This is a genomic window from Halomicrobium sp. HArcel3, assembly GCF_058933135.1.
Genome location: NZ_JBZYDN010000008.1, coordinates 1 through 23,884, shown reverse-complemented (window position 1 = coordinate 23,884; position 23,884 = coordinate 1). Strand labels below are relative to the sequence as shown.

Below are 23,884 nucleotides of genomic sequence, written 5' to 3'. Positions count from 1 at the left end.
GCTACTTGGACAAACTGTAATAATAAAACAGATTAATTAAATGGCGTGTTGTCCGGAACGGGCGGTCGGTAGCCCCGGGTTTATGATTGCCCGAATGCACGTATCCACTATGGCAACGGAACCCAGTGACGAGTCTGTCTCCGTCGACGAGAGTCACGGGGGAGCACACGTCGAGTCCGAGGTGAGCGACGACGAACGGACGTGGGCGATTATCGTCCACGCGATGGGGTTCGTCGGACTGGCCTTCCCCCTCGCGAACGTCTTCGGCCCCCTGCTCGTGTGGGCGATCAAGAAAGACGAAGGACAGTTCGTCGACGAGAACGGGAAGGAGGCGATCAACTTCCAGATCACGTGGACGGTGCTGTTGACCGTCGCCGCGCTGTCCATCTTCGTCGGCCTCGGACTGGTCGTCTTCCCCATCGTCGGCATCGCCTGGCTGGTCCTCACCGGTATCGCCGTGGTCCGGGCGAGCAACGACGAGGTGTACGACTACCCGCTGACGATCGACGTGATCTCCTGAGCGCCGACGTGGCGAACTGCGGACGATCCGAACGTACCAGATCCGACCGCACCGCCCGGCCGATGGAATCTTCACTCACGACGGGAGACCACCTGTATGGACCTCCGGGTACGGAAGCCAGACGGGTGGACGACGGTCTCACTGGACGACGACGTGGAGGCGGTGACGGTGGCCGGCGGCCGGACCGACGGGCACCTCTCGCTGACGCTCATCGGCGTCCGGAGCAGCCAGCCCAACGTGCGCGTTCAGGACGTCCTCGACGTCGACCCCGACGACGAGTCGAAGCTGGCGAGTGAAGTTCCCCGGGCCGACGACGGCACGTGCCTGCCGCTCGACCAGCTTCGTCCCGATTGACATCCTCCCCGCCCTAAAGGGCGAGGATTCCACGAAGTGGATATTCAGGTTGCGCGTTTCCTCGGTTCTCAAGGACGCTTTCGCGTGGAACGTCGATGGTCGCCGTCCAGTTATGACCAGGGACGTGCTTTCCAGCGCGTACAGCCCTGTCAATGGGGCCTTCCTCCCTGCATACAGCAGGCGTCGACGACGGCTGGCTATTCAACCAGCGAGGGAGCACGGTTCGCGTCAGCCGAACTGTTACGCCGTGCATGGTTCACCCTCTCGTTGTGCGATATTCTCCGAAGCGTTCAGGTCGGCGTGCCGTCCACGGTCACACTCCGAACACGAAAAGTGGTCGCCATCACGCGTTCCCGTCGAACCACACGCCGAACATTTCTGGCTGGTATGGTACGCATCGACCTTCTCGACGCGGATTCCAGCGCGCTCGGCTTTGTACGTGATGAACTGTTGGAGTTGGTGGAAGTGCCACGAGTGGACACCCGACCACGAACAGTTCTCGCGGATGTCTTCGAGGTCTTCCATCCGAATGACGGGGTTCTCGAACTGTTCCGCGAACGTGATGAGACGACGGGAGAGTGTGTGATTCAAGTCTGTGATTCGACGCTGTTCTTTGTCACCCACGCGGTTGCGTGCGCGAAGCGCACCCGCTTCTGAGAGCGACTCGCGGAGGGAACGATATTTGCGTCGAACGTACTTCGCTTCACCACCAGACACGAGCATCGACTCGTCCTCACCGTATGCGGTCACAGCGAGAATATGCCGTTCACCAATATCGACACCGATTGGCGTCTCACCCGACGCGTCGGTGTCGTACTCGACGTTGAACGTACAGAACCAGTCGTCACCACGACGATAGACCTGTAGGCGGGTCTTATCAGCGTCTCCTCTGACCAGTCGGTCTACTGGGTCGGCAATATCGTCGTACACTTCGATAGGCGTGTACCACCATTGAGAGACACACGGGAAGCCGACAACGACCGTGCCGTTATCGGTCGTGTCGATCTCCCAATTCTGGTTGTTGACGGCGAGCGGCTGACTCTCTCGATAGCGAACCTTTCCGTCCTTGTTGTGGTCGGATTTCGCTTCTCGAATGGCTTGATTCTGAATGGCAGAGTAGAGGTCGTTGTCGATGCTGGCCGTGGTCACGGACTTGTCGAAGTCGCTGTTCTCCCATCCGTCGATACAGAACTGTTTGGTGTCACGATAGAGGCGAGTGCCCTGCTGCCACTCTTTCCGCCGTGAGAGGGATGGGTTGTGGAACTTCGCGGTGACAGTCACCGTGGCCATTACAATTGTAATTAAGTGTACTATCCCAAGAAACTATTGGAATATCAGGACGTGCTATCGACGGTGGTCTGCGAAAGGCAGTGGTGGATTCATCCCCGCGCTAAAGCACAGGGCTTTCTCCTTGACTGTCCGTAACGCTGCTTCTCCCTTCGATGTGCGTGCCCCACCCTGTCGCACCCAATTTGAAACACCGTCAGTCCGCTCACGACGTTCGCTCCCTGACGAGCTTCCGCGTTCGTGCTCCACATTGTCGCACTCACGTGGAAACAGCACCCTTTTGCCCCTGCTACTGATAGCCTGCCGTATAATGGGCCGACGAAAAAAGATCGTTGAAGAATGTGAGACGCTGATGGACAACCCGGAGCACATCCGGAACATCGCCATCGCGGCTCACGTCGACCACGGGAAGACGACGCTGACTGACAACCTCCTGGCCGGTGCGGGCATGATCTCCGACGAGACCGCCGGGGAGCAACTCGCGATGGACACCGAGGAAGACGAGCAGGAACGCGGTATCACCATCGACGCGGCCAACGTCTCGATGACCCACGAGTACGAGGACGAGAACCACCTCATCAACCTCATCGACACGCCAGGCCACGTCGACTTCGGTGGCGACGTCACCCGCGCGATGCGCGCCGTCGACGGTGCGCTCGTGGTGGTCGACGCCGTCGAGGGCGCCATGCCCCAGACCGAGACCGTCCTGCGACAGGCGCTCCGCGAGGGCGTCAAGCCGACGCTGTTCATCAACAAGGTCGACCGCCTCATCTCCGAGCTCCAGGAGGGCCCCGAGGAGATGCAGCGGCGCCTGCTCAACGTCATCGACGACGTCAACGAGCTCATCCGCGGCATGACCGAGGAGATGGACGACATCGAGGACTGGACCGTCTCCGTCGAAGGCGGCACCGTCGGCTTCGGTTCCGCGCTGTACAAGTGGGGCGTCTCGATGCCCTCGATGCAGCGCACCGGGATGGACTTCGGCGACATCATGGAACTCGAACGCGCCGACAAGCGCCAGGAGCTCCACGAGCGGACGCCGCTCTCGGACGTCGTGCTCGACATGGTCTGTGAGCACTTCCCCAACCCCATCGACGCCCAGCCCATGCGTATCCCGCGCATCTGGCGTGGTGACGCCGACTCCGAACTCGCCGACACCATGCGTCTCGTCGACGAGGACGGCGAAGTCGTTCTGATGGTCACCGACATCGGCGTCGACCCCCACGCAGGTGAGATCGCCGCGGGCCGCGTCTTCTCCGGCACGCTGGAGAAAGGACAGGATCTGTACGTCTCCGGCACCGTCGGCACCAACCGCGTCCAGAGCGTCGGCATCTACATGGGTGGCGAGCGCGAGGAAGTGGACCGCGTTCCCGCCGGCAACATCGCCGCCGTCACCGGCCTCAAGGACGCCATCGCCGGCTCCACGGTCTCCTCCGTCGAGATGACCCCCTTCGAGTCCATCGAGCACATCTCGGAGCCCGTCATCACGAAGTCCGTCGAGGCACAGAACATGGACGACCTGCCGAAGCTCATCGAGACGCTCCAGCAGGTCGCCAAGGAGGACCCGACCATCCAGATCGAGATCAACGAGGACACCGGCGAGCACCTCATCTCCGGCCAGGGTGAACTCCACCTCGAAGTGATCGGCCAGCGCATCGAGCGCAACCAGGGCATCCCGATCAACACCGGTGAGCCCATCGTCGTCTACCGCGAGGCGCCCCAGCAGGCCTCCCGCGAGGTCGAGGGCATCTCGCCGAACCGCCACAACCGGTTCTACATCAGCATCGAGCCGATGGACGACGAGATCGTCGACACGATCAAGAAAGGCGAGGCTTCCATGGACATGCCCGAACTCGAGCGCCGTGAAGCGCTCCAGGAGGCCGGCATGGACAAGGACACCTCCCAGGACATCGAGCACATCCACGGGACCAACGTCCTCGTCGACCAGACGAAGGGTATCCAGCACCTCAACGAGACGATGGAGCTCCTCATCGAGGGCCTCGAGGACGCACTCGACGACGGCCCGCTCGCCGCCGAACCCGTCCAGGGCGCGCTCCTGCGTCTCCACGACGCCCGGCTCCACGAGGACGCCATCCACCGCGGTCCGGCACAGGTCATCCCCGCGATGCGCGAGGCCGTCCACAACGCACTCATCGACGCGGAGATCCGACTCCTCGAACCGATCCAGGACGTCCGTATCGACGTCCCCAACGACCACATGGGCGCCGCCAGCGGCGAGATCCAGGGTCGCCGTGGCCGCGTCGACGACATGTACCAGGAAGGCGACCTGATGGTCGTCGAGGGCATCGCACCGGTCGACGAGATGATCGGCTTCTCCAGCGACATCCGCTCTGCGACCGAGGGTCGTGCCTCCTGGAACACCGAGAACGCCGGCTTCCAGGTCATGGCCGACAACCTCCAGCCCGACAAGATCTCCGAGATCCGCGAGCGCAAGGGGATGAAGCAGGAGCTTCACCCCGCCATCGACTACTTCTAAGACGACCTTTTTCTTCGTCGCCTCTCCTCGCTCACTCCGTTCGCTGCGGGGAGGCTCCTCGAAAAACGTCGGGGAAAAAGCCCGGACGCTTCGCTCACTCCGTTCGCTCGCGTCCGGTGAAACCGCGCTCGCGTTGCTCGCGCGGTATGCTTCACTATAATTCTCCCGCGACGAGCAACGGTTCAGTAGTCAGTGACGCAGAAGCCGTTCCCTGTCGGATCCTCCATCACCGTCCAGGTGTTCGTGTGGCCGTCGAACGTCTCGGTCTTCGTTGCTCGCACCGACGCGCCGAGGTCACGGAGTTCGTCGACGGCCGTCTCGCGGTCGTCCGTCCCGAGGTCGAGGTGGATGGGGAGGTCACGTTCGCATCCTCTCGGCATCGGCTTGAACAGCAGGTCGGGCCCGTCTCCGTCCCGTTCGAGTAGCACTGCGTCGGCCGACGGCGGAAGGTCCCGCCGTTCACCGTCGAGGACCTGTCCCCAGAATTCGGCCAGGCGATCCGGATCGGTACAGGCGAAGGTAATATGATCGAGTTTAATCATGCACTGCAGTCATTTCGCCTGGCGCGGGAAAACAATTACCAGAGCGACAGTATACGCCCCTATCGACGACGCGCGCTACCTTCGACCGAGTGAGCGGTCCGTCGTCACCGATGGACGAGGGGGCGTGGCGTCGCCTCGCCGGCCCGTTCGGGCCGGTCGTCTCACGCGTGAAACATCGTCTCATCGGTGCGTATAACGGTGTTTTCTCCGAGATATCGCTAATGGTAGCCAGGAGCGGTTCGGTCGCGACGGGTGACGACCGGCCGAGGATGCGTGTGGATTCGACTGTCCGAAGGCCTGGGGTGGGAGAGGTGCGGCGCGAACCGAGACGTGCCGGCCGGAGTGAGACCGGGGCGCGTGCGGTGGTTTGTTCGACGTTGCTCGTCCTCGCACTGCTCGCGGGCGTCGCGGCGGTGCCGGGAACGGCGGCCGCCAACGCGCCGACGGAGTCGGACTGCACCGCTCTGAGTTGGAGCACACAGACTGTCTCTGGCGAGCCGTACTACGAGGTCGATAGCGTAGACAAACTCCAGTGTATCGAGACGAAGGGCCTGGGGGATAACTACGTCCAGACCACCGATATCGACGCGAGCGAGACCGCACGCTGGAACGGCGCCAGCGGGTTCGACCCGATAGGGGACAAGACCAACGAGTTCACTGGGACCTTCGACGGCAACGGCTACGCGATCACCGGGCTCACCATCGACCGAGGGGGAACGTACTCCGTCGGTCTGTTCAGCGAGGTCGGCCCGGGTGGAACGATAACGGCGGTTGGCCTCGAGGGCGGGTCCGTCACCGGCGCGAGAAGGACCGGACAGCTCGCCGGGTACAACGATGGGACTGTCGAGGACTCCCACGCCACTGGTGAGGTTACCGGGACCGAGCGGGTCGGCGGCCTGGTCGGCCGTAACGATGGAACGGTTCGTCGCTCCTACGCGATTGGAGGACCGACTCGTGGAAGCGACTGGTTCGGCGGACTGGTCGGTTTCAACCAGGGGGCGGTCACTCGCTCCTTCGCTGCAAGAGCCGTCGACGGAGGTGGAGGCAGCACGTCTGCTGGTGGGCTGGTCGGCGTCTCCACGGGAACGATAGCGGATTCCTACGCCACTGGCACGGTTACTGCGAGCTGGTACGCCGGTGGAGTACTCGGGTCGTTTCAGGCGGACCCTGGAGGGGTAGTTCGGCGTTCGTACGCCACTGGTGCCCTCAGTGTCGACGACGAGTCGCAGGGGATCGGTGGCCTCGTCGGTGGCTCCGCTGTCGAACCGACTACCGTGGAGCAGGCTTACTGGGACGTGGGAACGACGAACGAGGAGCGTGTGAGTACGGGGGATGGATGGGACCCGATAACCGTGACCGACGTCAGCGGCTTCGGTGCGACCGCCGACACTGCGCCCGCTCCCGAGATGCAGGGGTCGAGTGCGGAGACGAACATGCCTGGCCTCGACTTCACGGGTACGTGGGAGACAGTCGAGAACAGTGACTCGGACGCGACTGCAGACGGCTATCCGATACTCCGTTCGCTCGACCGCAGAGAGCAGTTGCGAGCGCAGGGAATCGAAGCGCCGCTGGTCGAGTCGATCATCCGGGACAGTCCGGCCAGCGAGGAGACGAACGCCGACAGCGTCGACTTCGAGGTCACGTTTTCCGAACCGGTCGAGAGCGTCTCGGCCGACGACTTCACGACGAACGGCACCGCATCGGGCACGGTCGAGGCCGTCAGTAGCGAAAGCGGGTCGACGATCACCGTCACGGTCGGCTCGGTCTCGGGCGATGGCTCGCTCGGGCTGGCCCTCGCCAGCGGTGGAGACGTCACGGACGCGGACGGCGACGCACTGTCCACGACTGAACCGGAAATCGACGAACGATACGCCATCGACACCACTGCCCCGAGCGTGAGCGCCGTCGGAATTACAGACGACACCGACGGGGACGGCGCCGTCGCGGCCGGCGATACCGTCCGGGTCACGGCGACCGTGACGGACGCGAACGCGGTTTCCACTGTGACCGCCGACGCGAGCGCCTTCGACGCCGGGACGGTCACGCTCAGCGACGACGGTCCGAACTCGACGACGGCGGACGACGAGTACAGCGCGACGTTCGCCGTCGGCGCCGCCGCGACCCGCGAGGACCGGTTGGTCACGGTCAGCGCCACGGACGCGCTCGGCAACGGCGGGAGTCAGGCGGTAGCCTCGAACGCCCTGCGGAGCGCCAGACCCGTCGGCGGCTCCTCCGATAGCGACCCGGAGCCGAGCGCCGCGATCTCGATCGTCGACGTGACGGTTTCGGCGACATCGGTCACCGAGGGCGACCCGGTGGAACTCACGGCGACACTCGAAAACGCGGGCGACGCGCCCGGCCAGCGAACGGTCGCGCTCTCGGTGGACGGCGAGGACGTGGCGACGGAGCGGGTGACGCTCGACCCCGGCGAGAACCGGACGGTGACGCTGAGCCATCGCTTCGGCCAGGCGGGCACCTACCGGGTGTGGGTGGGCCCCTACTGGAACGCGATCGACGTCGCGCCAGCGGACTCGTCCGGGGCCACATCGACGACCTCGTCCGGGGAGGCAATCGACGGGGACAGGGAGTCATCGGCCGAAACGCAGACTCTCGAACCGACCGACGTCGAGACGACTCACCGATCGTCCCAGACCGATAGCGGTCCCACGAACGGTGCCGGCCCGGGATTCGGGGTCACCGAAACGCTCGTCGCGATGTGCTCTCTGGCCCTGCTGTCTCGACGAAGCGAGCCGTAACGAGAACTGCAGTCCCGGACGTGATTCGGACCGTCGGTTGGTCCGGCTGGTGTAGCCGCCGACGTCGATCCGGACCGCTCAGGCGACGGGGCTCGCGTCTAGCGCGTTCAGCGGTTCCCCCTCGCGCTTGTACCGCCGATAGAGGTCTTCGGCCCACTCGCGAGCGTCCGCGTCGTCGGTCGCTGCGGCAGCTACCGGAAGGGACGTCTCGGCGTCGAATCCGACGACCAGCACTGTCTCGTCGACGATCGCCATCGAGAACGGCACCTCGGGATGAGTGTAGAGCGAGGTCGACGCAGCGGTGACGATCGCGTTGGCCGACTCGCTGTCCCCGCTCTGATCGGCAGCGAACGCCTGTGGCGTACAGATGACTTCGAAGTCGGCGCCGGACTCGACGTGCTCGATGCCGAGCCTGGTGATTTCGGGCGGACAGCCGGCGACTATCATCCCGCGAGAGCTGTCGAACGACGAGAAGTGATCGAGCCACAGCTCGAGCGGTTCGTTCGGGTTCTGCGGCGTCGCGACGGCGAGCGTCGCGTCGGCGAATCGGTCGACGTTGCGCGTGAACTCGGGGGCGGAAACGTGCTCGACCAGCGGCCGCAGGCGGTCGATGGCCGAGAGCGTCCGCTCGAACCGATCGGCGGCGTCGGAGACGGCCGCCCCGGCTGGCGTCGTCCGGTACCCGTTCCGGGTCCGCTCCAGCAAGTCGTCGTCGGCCAGCGCGCTGGTCCAGCGGTACGCCGTCGCCCGGGAAATGTCGAGTTCGTCGGTGAGCGTCGACCGATCGACCGCGCGGTCGCGGGCCGCCGAGAGCAACGGAGCGCGCTTGAGCGATTGGCGAACGTCGTCCTCGCGCAGACTCATAGCGAGGGCACGCGGTACCCGTGCGTAAGCGTTTCGGGGGTTTTCTCACACGAGAAACATCGCCCCATCGGTGCCTATAACGAATATTTCCACCAGTTGCCGGCAACGACGAACGAGGTGACTGCCCCGCAGACCGGCGAAAATCCGGGCGGTGGCCGAGGTGGAGTTCCGCCCCGTCGCCGACTACGTCGACACCGGTCCGTCGCCCCCGGTGCTACGGTGCGTTCGCCGGTTCCGGATTCGAGACGCGTGGTGGGCGGCGCGGTCCGCTCGGAGAACCCGAGAGCGAACCCCGTACTCAGGGGAAGTCGTCGACCAGCGGTTCCGTCGACAGGGCGAACTCGTCGACGAGGAACTCCGTCTCTTCGGCGTAGTTCGGGTTCGTCCAGCCCATGAGGTACCCCTTGTTCCACCCCTGGGGTTTGTCTGTCTCAGACGGGGGGTCGAAGACGTAGTCGGTCACCTTGGCCACGAGTTCGAACTCGTCCTCGTCCTCCCACCGACGCCACCAGTGGGCGGTCCCGTCGGCGGCGCCCCGCTCCGAACTCGTCACCAGCCGGTGGACGGTGTACATCCACCGGCCCCGGTCTCGCGACGGGAGGATGAAATCGTCCATGCCGCGGTGGTGGCCGGCGCCGCCGGCGTTCGAGGCCGAAATCGTCGCCCGCGCTGCGCCTACCTCGTGGTCGAACGACGACCAGGTGTTGAACACGGCCGTCGACCCGGTGCCGTGCTGGGAGTAGCCGTCCATCCAGACGGCGAGCCACTTGTTGTTGCTAGGACTGCCGCTGCCGCTCGCGTGCGAGAAGTTGTGGGGGACGCGGATCCAGTAGCCGATCCAGACCTCGTCGTAGCCCGTCCCGTCCTGGTTCATCGCGAACCGCTGTTCGGCCCAGCTCTTTTCGGGTGGATACCGGAACCGTAGCGACCGAGTGCCGTCGCGGGTCCGGTAGTCCGCCCCCTCGACGAACTCGTCTCTGGGCTCGTTGTGCCAGACGACGCGGCCGCCGTCGGGCCACTCGTCCTCGACGACGGCCGTCCGGTTGTTGCCATGCCAGACGAAGCCCGAGCGGTTCGACTCCAGCGCGAGCGTCGCCTCGTCGGCCATCGACCCGGTCTCGAAGTCCTCGTAGAACAGCGTCGGGTCGGCCGCTCCATCGGTTCCCCCGTCCCCGTCGTCCTCGTTCCCGTCCTCCTGCCCGCCGTTTTCCTGACTCCCATCGTCACCCGTCGCGGTCACCTCCACGGCGTCGACGTGGAAGGCCGTCGCCGGGTCGGCCGTGCGCGCGGTGACGACGACGCGCAGGGTGTCGCCGGAGAGCCCGGTCGCAGAGACCGTCTCGCCCTCGGCAGGCGCGTCGTCTGAGAACGTCGCGACGACCGTCTCGGCGCCGTCGAGCACGCAGGAGACTGTCAGTTCGTCCGCGGGCCGGCCGCAGTCGCCATCGGTAGCTCTATCGGCCGTCCCGTCCGCGGCCCTCGCCAGCCGGACGACGTCGTCGTAGTCGACGCGACCGTTACAGTTGCCGTCGAAGGCGACAGCGTCGTCGGTCACGCTCTCGTTGCCGACACGGTCGGACAGCGCCCGCACGTCCTCGTCGTCCACCCGGCCGTCGCCGGTGACGTCTTCGTATATCCCATCGGCGTCTGGATCCGTCGGCGGGTCGGCGCCGACGACCGGTGCTGGGCCGCCCCGGAGTGGACCGCTTCCCCGCAACTCGACAGCCACGTCCACCGTATCGGCACCCGAGACGTCGATTGGTTCGGACAGCCACCGTGCGTCCCCCGCCGTCTCCGCTGCGGTGAGCGCTCCCGACTGGACGGCGAACGCTGGGTGGCTGTCGGCTGATTCGACGTGCCAGGCCGACTCCCCGTCGTGGTCGGTGGTCCCGTCGGCCTGTTCGAACGTCGCCGTCCACGGCAGCGAGTCCGATTCTTGCCCCGCTCGCCCGCGACCGAAGCCGTCGATGCCGACGCCGACACCCACCCCCAGGGCACCGACGCCAACGTGGTTGAGAAACGAACGCCGACCCAGCGCGGTACGAAGCCCGTCCCGTTCCCGGCCCTCACGCGTCATCTCTTTCACCTGTCCGTCCCCGAACCGGTTCGACTCCCCAGCCCATCTGCCCCATAAATTCACACTGTACTGCCGGAATAAATACTTTATTTCATCGAAAATACCAGTATCGGTTCTGTACACGTCGTCCTGGTCGGGCGACCACCGCTCGCCCGTAGGACGATACGCGGTAGCACGGGCGTCCGATTCCGAACCGGGAGTTGGCACGTGCCAAATCAAGACTTTTGTCGATCAATCTCTGTGTTTCGCCCACGTACCCATCAATGAGCGACGACAGACCCCCACACCGAAAGAGCCACGAGTGGTGGCCCGACAAGCTGAACCTGGACATTCTCGACAACAACGCCGCCGACCTGAGCCCCCTGGAGGAGGAGTTCGACTACGCCGAGGCGTTCGAGGAACTCGACTACGAGGCGGTGAAGGCGGACATCGAGGACGTGATGACGACGTCCCAGGACTGGTGGCCGGCCGACTACGGCCACTACGGCCCGCTGTTCATCCGGATGGCCTGGCACAGCGCTGGCACGTACCGGACGACCGACGGCCGCGGGGGCGCGACGGGCGGAACGCAGCGCTTCGCACCGCTGAACAGCTGGCCCGACAACGTCAACCTGGACAAGGCGCGCCGGCTGCTGGAACCGGTCAAGCGGAAGTACGGCCGCAAGCTCTCGTGGGCCGACCTTATCGTCCTGGCCGGCAACGTCGCGCTGGAGTCGATGGGCTTCGAGACGTTCGGCTTCGCCGGCGGGCGCGAGGACGACTTCAAGCCCGACGAGGCCGTCTACTGGGGTCCCGAGACGGAGTGGGAGGGCTCGGAGCGCTTCGACGACAAGGGGAACCTCGAGGACCCCCTCGGCGCCACCGTGATGGGACTTATCTACGTGAACCCCGAGGGCCCGGACGGCGAGCCCGACCCGCTCGGATCGGCCGAGCGAATCCGGGATTCGTTCGGGCGCATGGCGATGAACGACGAGGAGACCGCCGCGCTCATCGCCGGTGGGCACACGTTCGGCAAGTCCCACGGCGCCCGCGACACCGACGACATGGGCCCCGAGCCCGAAGCCGCTCCCATCGAGGACCAGAGCCTCGGCTGGACCAAGTCGGGCACGGGCTCGGACACGGTCACCAGCGGCATCGAGGGCGCCTGGAACAGCACGCCCACGATGTGGGACACCGCCTTCCTCGACACGCTGCTCGACAACGAGTGGGAGCTGACGGAGAGCCCCGCCGGCGCCAACCAGTGGGAGCCCGTCGACGCCGAGGACAAGCAGACCGTCCCCGACGCCCACGACCCCTCGAAGAAGCACGCGCCGATGATGATGACGACGGACCTGGCGCTCAAGCGGGACCCCGAGTTCCGTGAGATCGTCGAGGGCTTCCGCGAGAACCCCGCCGAGTTCCAGGAGGCCTTCGCGAAGGCGTGGTACAAGCTGATCCACCGCGACATGGGCCCGCCGTCCCGGTTCCTCGGTCCCGAGGTTCCCGACGAAGAGATGCTGTGGCAGGACCCGGTCCCCGAGGCCGACTACGACCAGATCGGCGAGGCGGAGATCGCCGAGCTCGAGGAGGCGGTCCTCGACTCTGACCTGTCCCGGTCCCAGCTGGTCAAGACCGCCTGGGCCTCGGCGTCGACGTACCGCGACAGCGACATGCGCGGGGGCGCCAACGGCGCCCGCATCCGCCTGGCCCCGCAGAACGAGTGGGAAGTCAACGAGCCCGACCAGCTCGCGACCGTCCTGGAGACGCTGGAGGGCATCCAGGCGGACTTCAACGAGTCCCGCTCCGACGACGTCCGCGTCTCGCTGGCCGACCTCGTCGTGCTGGGCGGCAACGTCGCCGTCGAGCAGGCTGCGGCCGACGCCGGCTACGACGTCGACGTGCCGTTCGAACCGGGCCGCACCGACGCCTCGCAGGAACAGACCGACCCCGAGTCCTTCGACGCGCTCAAGCCGAAAGCCGACGGCTTCCGCAACTACTACGGCGGCGATCACGACCAGCCGCCAGAGGACCTGCTGGTCGACAAGGCAGACCTGCTGAACCTGACCGCCGCGGAGATGACGGTCCTGGTCGGCGGGATGCGCGCGCTGGGCGCCAACTACCAGGACTCGGACCTGGGCGTCCTCACCGACCGACCGGGGACGCTGTCCAACGACTTCTTCGAGACCCTGCTCGACATGGGCCTGGAGTGGGAGGAGTCCGACGACGCCGAGGACGTCTACGAACTCCGCGACCGCCAGACGGGCGACCTCGAGTGGGAAGCGTCCCGCGTCGACCTCGTCTTCGGCTCGAACTCCCGGCTCCGCGCCATCTCCGAAGTCTACGGTAGCGAGGACGCCGAGGAGAAGTTCGTGCACGACTTCGTGGACACCTGGAGCGACGTCATGCAGGCCGACCGCTTCGATCTTGCGTAGTCCCCACGTAGCCACCTGATCACGCTTTTTGATTTCTGCGGTTCCGATTTCTGCGGTTCCCCACGCTTCGCGTCAGTAGCGAGATGTCCGTTACGCTCGGTTACGCCCCCGCCACGGCGACGTAAACCGAGAGTGTCCCCAGAACGATGACTGCAGTGAGGACGAAGCGTGACACGAAGGCCAGAAGACCCGTTTCTGGCACTTTCTCGCTCTCATTCATCCAGTTCCAGAATCCAAACGCGAGGACCAACTCTGCGACGACTATCACGGGCAACAAATACCACAGAAAATCGAACATAAACCGGCTATTGTCCCGGGCATTCTATTTCTTCCGATAGCTGTCGTCGTGAAATAGGCGACAGCCCTTCCTCACCCATTTCTTCGGGAGTTGGATCGTTCACCGCTTCGCCAGCAGCGCCGCGACGAGCACCGCGACCAGGACGGCCACGACGACGAGCGTGACGGGCAGCGGGCCCGTATTCGGATCGGGTCCGCGCTCGGCGGCGACCGTCACCGTCTGCGACGTGACGTTGCCGTCGGCCACCCCCAGCCGGTAGGTTCCGGGCTCGTCGAAGGTGACAGTGGCAGTCACGGTTCGCTCGCTCTCGGCGTCGAGCCTGACAGTTCGCTCGGCCACGGTCCACTTCTCACCGCCCCCGGCGCTCTCGGTGGTGTCCGCGGCCGTCACGCGGACGTCGCGCTCGCCCGGCCAGCCGGCGTCGTTGCGCACCGTCACCGCCACGGTCACCGACTCGCCGGGGCGGACCGCTTCTCCGCTGTCGGTTCGGAGGCCGGTCACCTCGGCCGCAGCGGGCTCCCAGACGTTCACCGAGAGCCGCTCGCCGCCGACCCGGAGTTCGTGGGTCCCGGGTTCGTCGAAGGAGTGGTTGACGGTGACGGTGGTCGCGTTGCCGGCCGCGATCCGTCCGGTTCGGCGGTCCAGCGTCGTCTCGCCGTCACGGAGACGGACGTCGTAGTCGCCGGCCGTGCCGCCGCTGTTCTCGACGTACACGTCGACCGACAGTTGCTCGCCGGGCACGAGGACGTAGGGGGTCCGGAGCGTTCGATTCCGGTAGGGACCGTTCGCGCGGACGGCGTCCTCCCCGTCGTCGGTCGTGGCGATCTCGTACTCGATCTGGGCCGGGACGGGTCCGAAGACGGCCTGGTGGGTGGAGACGTTCCAGACCGTCGGCCGCTCGGTCGTCTCCGCGTAGCGCCGCGTGAGGTCGGCGTCGTCCGTGCCCCCCGTGTCGGCCACGTACTCGTAGAACTGCCCGGCGTCGACGGTCCCGTCGGCGTCGTTCAGCCGGGCGAAGACGGTGTGGAGCGCGCGCTCGCTGTCGCTGGCCGTGCGCGTCCGCCGGTCGAGGTCGCCGAGGACGAGCGGACCGACGTAGTAGTCGGGGTTGTACCGCCAGGTGCCGGTGTCGGCGAGGACGGCGGACTCGTGGCGAGCGTCCGTCCCCCGTTCGAGCCGGCCCTGGAAGGTCCGGAAGCTGACTCGCTTCTGTTCGAACGCGTGCAGGGCCGCGTAGTAGCTCGCAGCGGCCTCGGTGAACCAGCGGACCTGTCCCGTCGTCTCGTAGGCCTGGCGCGTGTGGACGTACTCGTGGACCCAGACGTTCTCGACGTCGTGGACCCGTTCGACGTCGCGGACCCACGCGTCGGCGTCGCCGGTCTGGACGCCTCGTGCGCCCCACCGGACGTCGGTCGTCGGCGCGGCGATCAGGAACACCTCGTCGTCGCGGTCGCCGACCCGGAGCCCGTCCGATGCGTTCGCGAGCGTCCCGAAGACGGCCGATCGGTTCTCGGCCAGGTCGGCCTCGGCCGGGACGACGAGCCTGAAGCGCTGCCCGTGGGCCGTGTGCTCGTATTCCGCGTACTCGCCCAGGTAGGCGACGTCCGAGCCGGCGGCGCCGGGACTCGCGGAGAGCGACCGGTCGAACGTGACCGATGGCGAGCCGCGCCAGCCCCACGCGTGGCCCAGCGCCGGCCGCTGGACGATTCCCCACTCGCCCGTGTCCACGAAGAGGTAGCTCCCGGGGCCGGAGAGCGGGTCGTCGCGGTCCACGGTCCTGTTCGCCGGCATCCGGAAGCGGAGCCGGGGGTCCTCGGTCTCGCCGTCCCAGGCGTAGACGCCGTCGCCTTCGTCGGTGAACCCCTCGGTCCGGAACCCGGTCGCCCTCTCCGGGACCGTCACTTCGAGTTTCACGGCGTGGTCGGGGAGCCGATACCGGTTGTCGGCCTCGTACTCGCCGGGGCGATCCGGGAGGCGGTGGAGCGTCTGGTCCAGGTGGATGGTGCTCCCGTCGGTCGCCAGCGTGGCGTCGCCACGCACGGGGCCGTCGGCGGCGGACGCCGCGGCGAAGTGGACGCCAGTCGCGGGGCCCGGGCCCGACTCGCCGGGGAGTGGGCCCGTCACGGTCGCTCCGGCGGCCGACCCCGCGACGAGGAGAACGAGGAGGACGGCGGCGACCGGGCGAGTGGGTCCGCAGGTCATCGGGAAACGATTTGGGCGGCGGGACTTCACGGTTGTGGCTCGGGTCACCGCTGGCGTTCGATCCCGACGAGCACTGTCGCGCCACTCGACGCCGGACTGCGGACGGTTCCGGCCGACCGCGGGCGCCTGGGGCCTGCAGCGGAAGTGGAGGATTCTTATAGTCCGAACCAGTGGTTCGCCACAATGAGCGAACGCACGCGGCGGGAGGTGAGCGGTCGATGAGCGACTCGTCCGACGAGGTGAACGCGTACACGATACGGCTCGAACTGGTCGACGAGCCGGGCGAGCTGTTGCGGGCGCTCCACCCCATCGCGGACAACGGGGGCAACCTCCTCTCTATCTTCCACGAGCGGGGCAACCTCACCCCGCGCGGGCACATCCCCGTGGAGGTGGACCTCGAGGCGACGCCCGAGCGCTTCGAGACCATCGTCGAGGCGCTGAAAGCCGAGGAGTTCACCATCATCCAGGCCGGCGCGGACCGCTACGGCGAGGCGCTGACGGTCGTGCTGTCGGGCCACCTGGTCGAGACGGACCTGTCGGACACGCTGTCCCAGATCCACCAGTCCGGCAACGCAACGGTCACGGACCTGTCGCTGTCCGCGCCCGAGGGGACCGACGACGTCTCCAGTGCGCGCCTGCGACTGGCCACCGAAGCCGACGCGGCCGAGGACACGCTCGCGGCCATCCGGGACATCGCGGCCCAGAAGGACCTCTGTGTCGTCGAGCCGCTCACGGCGGGTGGTGACGCGTGAAGGTCGCCATCCTCGGTGCCGGCGCGGTCGGCACCTCCGTGGCGGAACTGGCCGGCGAGTACGGCCACACGGTGACCGGCCTGGCCGACTCCGGAAGTGCGGCCGCCGACGCCGACGGCATCGACGTCGACGCGGCCATCGCCTCGAAATCGACGGAAGATGTCGTCGGGAGCGGGGATCCGAGTGACGTCCTCGACGGCGATTACGACGTCCTCGTCGAGGCGACGCCGACGACGCTGGGCGACGCCCAGCCCGGCTTCGACCACGTCCGGACCGCGCTCGAACGCGACCGTCACGCCGTCCTGGCGAACAAGGGACCCGTGGCCGAGCGCTACGGCGACCTCCGGGAACTGGAGGCAGACAGCGACGGGAAGGTGCTGTTCGAGGCCACCGTCGGCGGCGCCATGCCGGTGCTCTCGACCATCGACGACTTCGGCCCGGACCACATCACCGCGGCCCGCGGCGTCCTCAACGGGACCGCGAACTTCATCCTCTCGCGGATGGGCGCGGACGGCCTGGGCTACGAGCACGTACTCGCCGAGGCCCAGGATCTCGGTGTGGCGGAAGCCGACCCGACGTTCGACGTCGACGGCACCGACGCCGCGCTGAAGTGCGTCATCGTCGCCAACGTCCTCGCCCAGGGCGAGCGCGAGTACAGCCTCGAGGACGCCGAGGTCGACGGCATCGTCGACGTGCCCGGGAGCGCCATCGACCTGGCGAAGGAGGACGGCCGAACCGTGCGCCTCATCGGCGAAGTCGCCGAGAACGGGGCCGTGCGCGTCGGCCCGCGACTCGTCCCGGAGAACGCCGCGCTCGCAGTGTCTGGCACCCGGAACATCGTCCAGCTGGAGACCGAACACGCCGGCCGGCTCAACGTGTCGGGTCGGGGTGCCGGCGGCCCGGAGACGGCCACGGCGGTCCTGGCCGACGTCGGCCGCCTGCCGGAGTAGTTCACTTCACGCGCCGGCCACGTCTCTTTTCGCTGCGTTTCGTCCCGAAGAGCTACGCCCGTCGACGCCGACGGAACTCGTAGATGGGCGGGAACGAAGAGCCGGACTGGTGGAACCGGACTCGATACCGCGTGTACGCACCCGTGTACGACCTGGTGGCGAAACCGCTCGAACGGGGGCGCGAGCGGGCACTCGACGCCCTCGGCCCCGAACCGGGGGACCGGCTACTGCTCGTCGGCTGTGGCACGGGCGCGGACCTCGCGTACCTTCCTGACGGCGTCGAGGTCGCCGCGATAGACGTCACGCCCGCGATGGTGCGGCGAACCGAGGAACGGGCGGCGGAACTGGGGATCGACGTCGACGCGCGGGTCGCCGACGCCCGGTCGCTCCCCTTCGCGGACGACGCCTTCGACGCAGTGGTTCTCCACCTCGTCCTCGCAGTGGTTCCCGAACCGCGTCGGGTTGTGGCCGAGGTCGCGCGCGTCCTCGCCCCCGGCGGCCGGGTGTCGGTGTTCGACAAGTTCCTGTCGGCGGACGCCGACCCGTCGCCCGTCCGGCGCGCCCTCAATCCGGTCGCACGCGTCCTGTTCTCCGACCTGAACCGACGGCTCGAACCGCTGCTCGACGGGGCTGGTCTCGCCGTCGAGACGCGAACGTCCGTTCTCGGTGGCCTCTACACGGTCGCCATCGTGCGTCCGACCGACGAGCGCTGACCCGATCGGGCCGGGTCGGACCGAGCGCGCGGGATCGGTACCCGATCCGTGCCACTCCGTGCCAGATCGCAAGAAGGCGCCGGGATGGCCTACGGGCGACTTCGAAATCGTTTTATGAACCACCGCGTAAAGATTCCGGTATAGCGCCTCTGCGCGTGAGATAACCAATGAGCGATACCCGACACCAGAACCTGGCCATCATCGGCCACGTCGACCACGGAAAGAGTACGCTCGTCGGCCGGCTCCTGTACGAGACAGGGTCCGTCCCCGAGCACGTCATCGAACAGCACAAGGAAGAAGCCGAGGAGAAGGGCAAGGGCGGCTTCGAGTTCGCCTACGTCATGGACAACCTCGCCGAAGAGCGAGAGCGCGGTGTCACTATCGACATCGCCCACCAGGAGTTCACCACCGACGAGTACGAGTTCACCATCGTCGACTGTCCTGGCCACCGCGACTTCGTCAAGAACATGATCACCGGCGCGAGCCAGGCGGACAACGCCGTGCTCGTCGTCGCGGCCGACGACGGCGTCGCGCCCCAGACCCAGGAGCACGTATTCCTGGCCCGCACCCTGGGCATCGGCGAACTCATCGTCGGCGTCAACAAGATGGACCTCGTCGACTACGAGGAGTCCAGCTACAACGAGGTCGTCGAGGAAGTCAAGGACCTGCTCAACCAGGTCCGCTTCGACACCGAGAACGCCAGCTTCATCCCGATCTCCGCCTTCGAGGGCGACAACATCGCCGAGGAGTCGGACAACACCCCCTGGTACGACGGCAAGATCCTGCTCGAGGCCCTCAACGAGCTGCCCGAGCCGGAGCCGCCGACGGACGCGCCGCTGCGCCTCCCCATCCAGGACGTCTACACCATCGACGGCATCGGGACGGTCCCGGTCGGTCGAGTCGAGACGGGGATGCTCAACGTGGGCGACAACGTCTCCTTCCAGCCTTCGGACGTCGGTGGCGAGGTCAAGACCATCGAGATGCACCACGAAGAGGTGCCCGAGGCCGGCCCCGGCGACAACGTCGGATTCAACGTCCGCGGCATCGGCAAGGACGACATCCGCCGCGGTGACGTCTGTGGCCCCGCCGACGACCCGCCGACGGTCGCCGACACCTTCCAGGCCCAGATCGTCGTGATGCAGCACCCCTCGGTCATCACCGCGGGCTACACGCCGGTCTTCCACGCCCACACCGCACAGGTCGCCTGTACGGTCGAGTCCATCGACCAGAAGATCGACCCCTCCTCCGGCGAGGTCGCCGAGGAGAACCCCGACTTCATCCAGAACGGCGACGCCGCGGTCGTCACGATCCGACCGCAAAAGCCGCTCAGCATCGAGCCGTCGGGCGAGATTCCGGAACTCGGAAGCTTCGCCATCCGTGACATGGGCCAGACCATCGCAGCCGGCAAGGTCCTGTCCGTCGACGAGCGATAATGCCCCAGCAAGCACGCGTCCGTCTGGCGGGCACCAACCCCGAGGACCTCGACGACATCACCGACGACGTCAGCGAGATCGCCAACAAGACGGGCGTCGAGCTCTCCGGACCGGTGCCGCTGCCGACCAAGACTCTCGAAGTGCCCACCCGCAAGTCCCCCGACGGCGAGGGGACCGCGACGTGGGAGCACTGGGAGATGCGCGTCCACAAGCGTCTCATCGACATCGACGCCGACGAACGCGCCCTGCGCCAGCTGATGCGGATCCAGGTCCCCAACGACGTCTCGATCGAGATCGTCCTGGAGGACTGAACTGAGAGACCGGGTCCACCGGACCCACGACGCTGCGTTCGACGTTTCAGCGATCGCACGCCACGCGGCGTGTGACCGACTCTCGAACGCCACTCTCACGCGCAGGACTTATTCACGTCCGCGTTCGAGTGGCTCACGCGGGCTCGTAGATCAGTGGTAGATCGCTTCCTTCGCAAGGAAGAGGCCTCGGGTTCAAATCCCGACGAGTCCATACCGGTTCTTCGTCCTGGCGAACTATCCGGTTAGTCACCGGTAGCGTTGCCGATGCGATAATTTGCAGTCAGAATTTAGAAGATAAAAAGATCGGTTTTCGCGCAATAGAAGACGATTCCTCTTCCGGCCCCGTGCAGTCCGGCGATTCGTCGAGTGAAACTGTTGGGTCCCCAACAGGGGTGAGACACCTTGAGTGACCGACCTGTCAAGTTCTCTAGCAGCGATGCGTCCCAGTGTCAGTACTGTGGCGCGCACGTCTCACGAGACTTCAGGCGAGTCTACGGCGACCAGGACGACACGGTTCATCGCTGTCCCGCCTGTGACTCGATGGGTCGGCTCTACCGCGGAAGTGCCGCCGGGAAAGAACTCGACCTCCCCGACCCAGCGGATCAGCCGAACCGGAATCGCGGGAATCGGGTCGACTCACGGACCGACGGGGGTGAGTGGAAGTGATTCAGCAGGTCCAACTCACCGAGTTCGAATCGGACCTGTCGGCGCTCTCGGACGCACAGAGCGAAGTCTACCAGGCCGTCGAACGAGACGGCTACGGGGTTCGCGAGTACGCCCGGGAGACGGGCCGCGCTCCGGGGACAGTGGGCAACCTGCTGCGTCGTGCTCGGAATCGACTCGGAGGTGAGGCGGCGTGATCGGGTTCGTCCGTGCGTCCCGGCTCTATAACGTCGCCCAGGGCGAGCCAGTGACCTTCGACTGGGCGCGGGGAGAGACTCTCGCCCAGGTCCAGGCCGAGGTCGAGCAGGCCGTCGACGAGATGCTGGCAAACGCGGGTGATGCGTGATGCAGGGCGGTGGCTCTCGCGACCGGGAGCGGTTCCCCGACCTGCGCGAACGACTCGGTGAGGATCCGGCGCGGTGGCTCGACTGGTCGATCCTCGGCGACGGCGACCGGGAGCAGTTCGTCAAAACCCGCATCGAGAGCATCGACCGCGTCGAGTTGCTCCGGGCCTGGAAGGCCGTGGAGCGCCGGCTTGGTCGTGGCGACGATGGTGGCCCACGGTCTGGGATCGTCGACGCGCTCGACGAGCGCGAGGCAGTCCTGGAGGAGATCGGCGAGCGACCGGACCGCCTCGAAGCCCGTGACAAACCCCGGAACCTGGGACCAGTCGAGACGAGCTGGCCGGACCGGCCTGACGTCGACGAACCGGGAGACCGCGCAGTGTACTCGCGACCGCGGCGATTCGGCCCGGGTAACGCGGTCGCCACCGATGGAGGGCGATGCGAACGATAGGGCTGGCCCCTCACGAACTCACGGCCAATCTGCTGTTCGATAGCTACGGGCTTACGCCGTACTTCGCTATGGACAGCCAGGTCAAGGCCGGTGAGGGGTCACGGAGTGGGGAGTTCCTCGACCGGGGCGAACGGTGGCGTGTTCGTCTGAGCTACCAGTCGAGCAACATCGTCCACCCCGGCGACCGGACACCGCAGGGGACGGAGTGGCGACTGAACGAGATGCGGGAGTACCGCCTGAAGGTACTTCGCCACCCCGACGAGGACGACGTCGGCCAGCAGGACTTCACCGCCCACGTCGCGCCGCGCTGGCCAGGGATGCAAGGCGAGCGCGACGACGGATCGCGCGTCGAGATACCGGTTCCGGATGGCTTCGACGAAGGAGTGAACGTCCGGATCAAGGGCTCGAACATCGCGTTCGACCGGTATCCCGATCTACTCCGCCGGGCGGCCATCGAAATCGGCGTCGCGGGGAAGTACTTCGAGGAACCCCACGAGTTCAGCAACATTCAGGACGCCGAGCGGTACGTCCGCGTCCACAGGGACGCCAGTGGCCCCGTACATGCTCGCGACGGTCCGATAGCATCGATGGGTCACCTACTGGAGAACGACCGGCGTGGGTACCGCAAGGTCGTTCAGAACGACGACGACGAGCACGGTCGGACCCTGCCAGGGTACTATCACACCGCGACGCTGGATAGCCGGCGCATCCGCGAGCCATTCCCCGACCACGGGCTTCCGAAGGAGGTGAAACACTACTACGCCCGGGAAGCACTGTCCGTCTCCGACGACCACCCGCTGGCGCACCCCAAGGTGGGCGCGTCGCTCCAGGTGTCGCTGCTGGAGCGCGACGAGACAGTGCGCTGGAGTGACCTGGATCAGCTCCGGCGCGAGCTGGACCAGACCGTTCTCTCGGTGCTGGCCGATGCCGGCCTGGACGTCGCCCCGTCTGGAGGCGGTAACGGTCCGTTCGTCGAAGACGCGTACTTCACGCCGGAGGTCGACGAGACTGGGCCAGACCCGGTCGGGCTTGACCTGACCCGTGTCGAGCAAACTCAGGAGAGTGTCGTCGTTCGCCACCTGGCCGACGGGCTGTCCCCGGTGCAATGGGAGACGCTGGAGACGCTCGTTACCGACGGTGGGCAGGTCGCGCCGAAGGACATCGCCTTCCAGAACGACCGCCACGTCGAGAGCGTTCGGCGGGCGTTGCGGGACATGGGTGACCTCGTAGAGCAGGAGTACGCAGACGTCTCGCTCCGGTCGGACTACGTCGCCGAGATGGTCCACGCGGCCGTCAGCGAAGCGCGTGAGAGCGTCCAGCGCGCCGCGGAGACGACGGCGAAGGCTGTGGAGGCCGTGGAACGTGGACTCGAGGAGACGATGAGTTCGTTCATCGCCTGGGCCGCTCGCCACGGTGTCGACGTCTCAGACACACGCGATGCGCAGATGACGCTCCGCTTCGACGGTGCCGACGTCGCGAACGCGTCGAAGGCGATCTGCGAAGGTTTCCGCGTCTGGAAAGACGCCGGAATGCCTGAAGAGCGATTCCGGCAGGCGAGGGTTCGCTTCTCGGACGGGAGCGTGGGCCAGGCATGGCGGTTCCTGAACACCGGGTAGCGCCCGGCCTGGTTAGAGGCATCACTGTGCAGCACCCCGAAAATCACGCAATTGTTGCCGCTTACTCGCCGCACGAGCGCCGATCGACGTCGCGACCGTCGCGGTCAGCTCAAGGAGTCGTGAGTTTCGCGCTCGTGAACCCAACCCGGGGGGTTGCATTCCGCATTAGGGGTGTGGCTAAGGCCACATCATCAAAATACACCGCCCTGCACTCCGCTACCGCAAGTAGCTCTCTGTCAATTCGAAGGCAAACTCCTGAACCGACTCAAATATCAGACTGTTTAGATTCAGGAAGCCGATGGTCAGTGGGATCGCAGGAATCCAGACTAAGAATAGAGTAGAAACTAACGTAATATCGTTCAGTCCTTGAAGATATTCTGGCCCCATGGCCCCACCTGGAACAGAGAGCATGTATGAAAGTGACACAAATAACTCCCAAGACGCGATATTTCTAACTGGCTCGGCCAATTCCTTTGAGTTCCACATAATCCATCTCCCGTAAGTAAGCTCTAGAATCACGAAGAGGCCTAACGTAGCTCCAAACCAGATCTTCGTGTTACGTATTTTCTTGTGAAACGATTCACTGGCCTTCTCCCATGTCACCGGCAAATTATCTTCAATGATGGACTCTATTTCAAAGGGAGGTACGGATATCCTCCAGAATTCCTTGAGATATTTCCTTACTATCAACAAAGTCCGGATAGAAATAGAGAGCATGACCGCTGTATGCAGTGCCAAGAGGAGGCCCTGAAGTGTATGAAATGGGATGTGGATTACACCAGATCCGTGGATAGTGAGGTATGTCCACCAGACAAAAAACGGCATTTCAACTCCTAGAAACCA

The 23,884-nt window shown here is 65.8% G+C and carries 22 protein-coding genes and 1 tRNA gene; 16 read left to right on the top strand and 7 right to left on the bottom strand.

Annotation, left to right across the window (positions count from 1 at the left end; genetic code table 11):
* Window positions 1-109: 109 nt before the first annotated feature.
* Both AC5FRV_RS17070 and AC5FRV_RS17065 read left to right on the top strand, forming a co-directional pair.
* Window positions 110-520, top strand: coding sequence for a DUF4870 domain-containing protein (locus AC5FRV_RS17070; RefSeq protein ID WP_493562290.1), 411 nt, complete (start codon window positions 110-112; stop codon window positions 518-520).
* Between the two features lie 96 nt (window positions 521-616).
* Window positions 617-874 (top strand): hypothetical protein, encoded by a 258-nt coding sequence (locus tag AC5FRV_RS17065; RefSeq protein WP_493562289.1) that lies wholly within the window; start codon window positions 617-619, stop codon window positions 872-874.
* A 240-nt stretch (window positions 875-1,114) separates the two neighbouring features.
* Here AC5FRV_RS17065 and AC5FRV_RS17060 read toward each other — a convergent pair whose 3' ends face one another.
* On the bottom strand, window positions 1,115-2,164 hold the full coding sequence (locus AC5FRV_RS17060) for an RNA-guided endonuclease TnpB family protein (protein WP_493562288.1): 1,050 nt from the start codon (window positions 2,162-2,164) through the stop codon (window positions 1,115-1,117).
* Between the two features lie 307 nt (window positions 2,165-2,471).
* On the opposite strand from AC5FRV_RS17060, the gene AC5FRV_RS17055 reads away from it, so the two are divergent.
* Window positions 2,472-4,658 carry an elongation factor EF-2 gene (locus tag AC5FRV_RS17055; protein ID WP_493562287.1) on the top strand — a complete coding sequence of 729 codons (2,187 nt, stop codon included), beginning with the start codon at window positions 2,472-2,474 and terminating at the stop codon, window positions 4,656-4,658.
* A gap of 182 nt (window positions 4,659-4,840) precedes the next feature.
* Here AC5FRV_RS17055 and AC5FRV_RS17050 read toward each other — a convergent pair whose 3' ends face one another.
* Window positions 4,841-5,200 (bottom strand): VOC family protein, encoded by a 360-nt coding sequence (locus AC5FRV_RS17050; protein WP_493562286.1) that lies wholly within the window; start codon window positions 5,198-5,200, stop codon window positions 4,841-4,843.
* A 362-nt stretch (window positions 5,201-5,562) separates the two neighbouring features.
* Between AC5FRV_RS17050 and AC5FRV_RS17045 the strand changes: the two genes are divergently transcribed.
* Window positions 5,563-7,956: a GLUG motif-containing protein gene (locus AC5FRV_RS17045; RefSeq protein WP_493562285.1), complete on the top strand. Its 2,394-nt coding sequence runs from the start codon at window positions 5,563-5,565 to the stop codon at window positions 7,954-7,956.
* Window positions 7,957-8,034: 78 nt separating this feature from the next.
* Here the strand turns inward: AC5FRV_RS17045 and AC5FRV_RS17040 are convergent, their stop codons facing one another.
* Together AC5FRV_RS17040 and AC5FRV_RS17035 are read right to left on the bottom strand one after the other, a co-directional pair.
* The gene (locus AC5FRV_RS17040; RefSeq protein ID WP_493562284.1) at window positions 8,035-8,820 is read right to left on the bottom strand and encodes a helix-turn-helix transcriptional regulator; all 786 of its coding nucleotides are present in this window, start codon (window positions 8,818-8,820) and stop codon (window positions 8,035-8,037) included.
* Between the two features lie 298 nt (window positions 8,821-9,118).
* Window positions 9,119-10,897, bottom strand: a complete 1,779-nt coding sequence (locus tag AC5FRV_RS17035; protein WP_493562283.1) for a hypothetical protein — start codon at window positions 10,895-10,897, stop codon at window positions 9,119-9,121.
* Between the two features lie 263 nt (window positions 10,898-11,160).
* Between AC5FRV_RS17035 and katG the strand changes: the two genes are divergently transcribed.
* A complete protein-coding gene (gene katG, locus AC5FRV_RS17030) occupies window positions 11,161-13,308 on the top strand; it encodes a catalase/peroxidase HPI (protein ID WP_493562282.1) in 2,148 nt (715 codons plus the stop codon).
* Between the two features lie 100 nt (window positions 13,309-13,408).
* On the opposite strand, the gene AC5FRV_RS17025 is transcribed toward katG, so the two are convergent.
* The gene (locus AC5FRV_RS17025) at window positions 13,409-13,606 is read right to left on the bottom strand and encodes a hypothetical protein (protein ID WP_493562281.1); all 198 of its coding nucleotides are present in this window, start codon (window positions 13,604-13,606) and stop codon (window positions 13,409-13,411) included.
* A gap of 99 nt (window positions 13,607-13,705) precedes the next feature.
* Window positions 13,706-15,808, bottom strand: a complete 2,103-nt coding sequence (locus AC5FRV_RS17020; protein ID WP_493562280.1) for a COG1361 family protein — start codon at window positions 15,806-15,808, stop codon at window positions 13,706-13,708.
* Between the two features lie 218 nt (window positions 15,809-16,026).
* On the opposite strand from AC5FRV_RS17020, the gene AC5FRV_RS17015 reads away from it, so the two are divergent.
* From AC5FRV_RS17015 to AC5FRV_RS16965, 11 genes are all read left to right on the top strand, one after another.
* Window positions 16,027-16,560 (top strand): amino acid-binding protein, encoded by a 534-nt coding sequence (locus AC5FRV_RS17015; RefSeq protein WP_493562279.1) that lies wholly within the window; start codon window positions 16,027-16,029, stop codon window positions 16,558-16,560.
* A complete protein-coding gene (locus tag AC5FRV_RS17010) occupies window positions 16,557-17,510 on the top strand; it encodes a homoserine dehydrogenase (RefSeq protein WP_493562278.1) in 954 nt (317 codons plus the stop codon). Before AC5FRV_RS17015 ends, AC5FRV_RS17010 begins: the two co-directional genes overlap by 4 nt.
* A gap of 83 nt (window positions 17,511-17,593) precedes the next feature.
* Complete coding sequence (locus AC5FRV_RS17005; RefSeq protein WP_493562277.1) at window positions 17,594-18,223, top strand: class I SAM-dependent methyltransferase; 630 nt, start codon at window positions 17,594-17,596, stop codon at window positions 18,221-18,223.
* A gap of 167 nt (window positions 18,224-18,390) precedes the next feature.
* The gene (gene tuf / locus AC5FRV_RS17000) at window positions 18,391-19,656 is read left to right on the top strand and encodes a translation elongation factor EF-1 subunit alpha (protein WP_493562276.1); all 1,266 of its coding nucleotides are present in this window, start codon (window positions 18,391-18,393) and stop codon (window positions 19,654-19,656) included.
* The gene (rpsJ, locus tag AC5FRV_RS16995) at window positions 19,656-19,967 is read left to right on the top strand and encodes a 30S ribosomal protein S10 (RefSeq protein WP_089816305.1); all 312 of its coding nucleotides are present in this window, start codon (window positions 19,656-19,658) and stop codon (window positions 19,965-19,967) included. Before tuf ends, rpsJ begins: the two co-directional genes overlap by 1 nt.
* A 139-nt stretch (window positions 19,968-20,106) precedes the next feature.
* Window positions 20,107-20,178 (top strand) — tRNA-Ala (locus tag AC5FRV_RS16990).
* A gap of 191 nt (window positions 20,179-20,369) precedes the next feature.
* Entirely contained in the window at window positions 20,370-20,633 is a 264-nt protein-coding gene (locus tag AC5FRV_RS16985; RefSeq protein WP_493562275.1) for a DUF7563 family protein, read from the top strand.
* Complete coding sequence (locus AC5FRV_RS16980) at window positions 20,630-20,827, top strand: sigma factor-like helix-turn-helix DNA-binding protein (protein ID WP_493562274.1); 198 nt, start codon at window positions 20,630-20,632, stop codon at window positions 20,825-20,827. Before AC5FRV_RS16985 ends, AC5FRV_RS16980 begins: the two co-directional genes overlap by 4 nt.
* The gene (locus AC5FRV_RS16975; protein ID WP_493562273.1) at window positions 20,824-20,976 is read left to right on the top strand and encodes a hypothetical protein; all 153 of its coding nucleotides are present in this window, start codon (window positions 20,824-20,826) and stop codon (window positions 20,974-20,976) included. The genes AC5FRV_RS16980 and AC5FRV_RS16975 overlap by 4 nt, the downstream gene beginning before the upstream one ends.
* Window positions 20,976-21,425 (top strand): hypothetical protein, encoded by a 450-nt coding sequence (locus AC5FRV_RS16970; protein WP_493562272.1) that lies wholly within the window; start codon window positions 20,976-20,978, stop codon window positions 21,423-21,425. The genes AC5FRV_RS16975 and AC5FRV_RS16970 overlap by 1 nt, the downstream gene beginning before the upstream one ends.
* Complete coding sequence (locus AC5FRV_RS16965; RefSeq protein ID WP_493562271.1) at window positions 21,413-23,041, top strand: DUF7845 domain-containing protein; 1,629 nt, start codon at window positions 21,413-21,415, stop codon at window positions 23,039-23,041. Before AC5FRV_RS16970 ends, AC5FRV_RS16965 begins: the two co-directional genes overlap by 13 nt.
* A 216-nt stretch (window positions 23,042-23,257) precedes the next feature.
* On the opposite strand, the gene AC5FRV_RS16960 is transcribed toward AC5FRV_RS16965, so the two are convergent.
* Window positions 23,258-23,884 (bottom strand): hypothetical protein (locus AC5FRV_RS16960; RefSeq protein WP_493562270.1); only part of this gene is annotated, 627 nt, incomplete at its 5' end.

Bases quoted from the DNA above. Each gene is read 5' to 3' on its own strand.
- AC5FRV_RS17040 (WP_493562284.1), bottom strand. From the start codon at position 8,820: ATGAGTCTGCGCGAGGACGACGTTCGCCAATCGCTCAAGCGCGCTCCG.
- tuf (WP_493562276.1), top strand. From the start codon at position 18,391: ATGAGCGATACCCGACACCAGAACCTGGCCATCATCGGCCACGTCGAC.
- AC5FRV_RS17060 (WP_493562288.1), bottom strand. From the start codon at position 2,164: ATGGCCACGGTGACTGTCACCGCGAAGTTCCACAACCCATCCCTCTCA.
- AC5FRV_RS17020 (WP_493562280.1), bottom strand. From the start codon at position 15,808: ATGACCTGCGGACCCACTCGCCCGGTCGCCGCCGTCCTCCTCGTTCTC.
- AC5FRV_RS17005 (WP_493562277.1), top strand. From the start codon at position 17,594: ATGGGCGGGAACGAAGAGCCGGACTGGTGGAACCGGACTCGATACCGC.
- AC5FRV_RS16965 (WP_493562271.1), top strand. From the start codon at position 21,413: ATGCGAACGATAGGGCTGGCCCCTCACGAACTCACGGCCAATCTGCTG.
- AC5FRV_RS17015 (WP_493562279.1), top strand. From the start codon at position 16,027: ATGAGCGACTCGTCCGACGAGGTGAACGCGTACACGATACGGCTCGAA.
- katG (WP_493562282.1), top strand. From the start codon at position 11,161: ATGAGCGACGACAGACCCCCACACCGAAAGAGCCACGAGTGGTGGCCC.
- AC5FRV_RS17035 (WP_493562283.1), bottom strand. From the start codon at position 10,897: ATGACGCGTGAGGGCCGGGAACGGGACGGGCTTCGTACCGCGCTGGGT.
- AC5FRV_RS16970 (WP_493562272.1), top strand. From the start codon at position 20,976: ATGCAGGGCGGTGGCTCTCGCGACCGGGAGCGGTTCCCCGACCTGCGC.
- AC5FRV_RS17065 (WP_493562289.1), top strand. From the start codon at position 617: ATGGACCTCCGGGTACGGAAGCCAGACGGGTGGACGACGGTCTCACTG.
- AC5FRV_RS17050 (WP_493562286.1), bottom strand. From the start codon at position 5,200: ATGATTAAACTCGATCATATTACCTTCGCCTGTACCGATCCGGATCGC.
- rpsJ (WP_089816305.1), top strand. From the start codon at position 19,656: ATGCCCCAGCAAGCACGCGTCCGTCTGGCGGGCACCAACCCCGAGGAC.
- AC5FRV_RS17025 (WP_493562281.1), bottom strand. From the start codon at position 13,606: ATGTTCGATTTTCTGTGGTATTTGTTGCCCGTGATAGTCGTCGCAGAG.
- AC5FRV_RS17070 (WP_493562290.1), top strand. From the start codon at position 110: ATGGCAACGGAACCCAGTGACGAGTCTGTCTCCGTCGACGAGAGTCAC.
- AC5FRV_RS17055 (WP_493562287.1), top strand. From the start codon at position 2,472: ATGGGCCGACGAAAAAAGATCGTTGAAGAATGTGAGACGCTGATGGAC.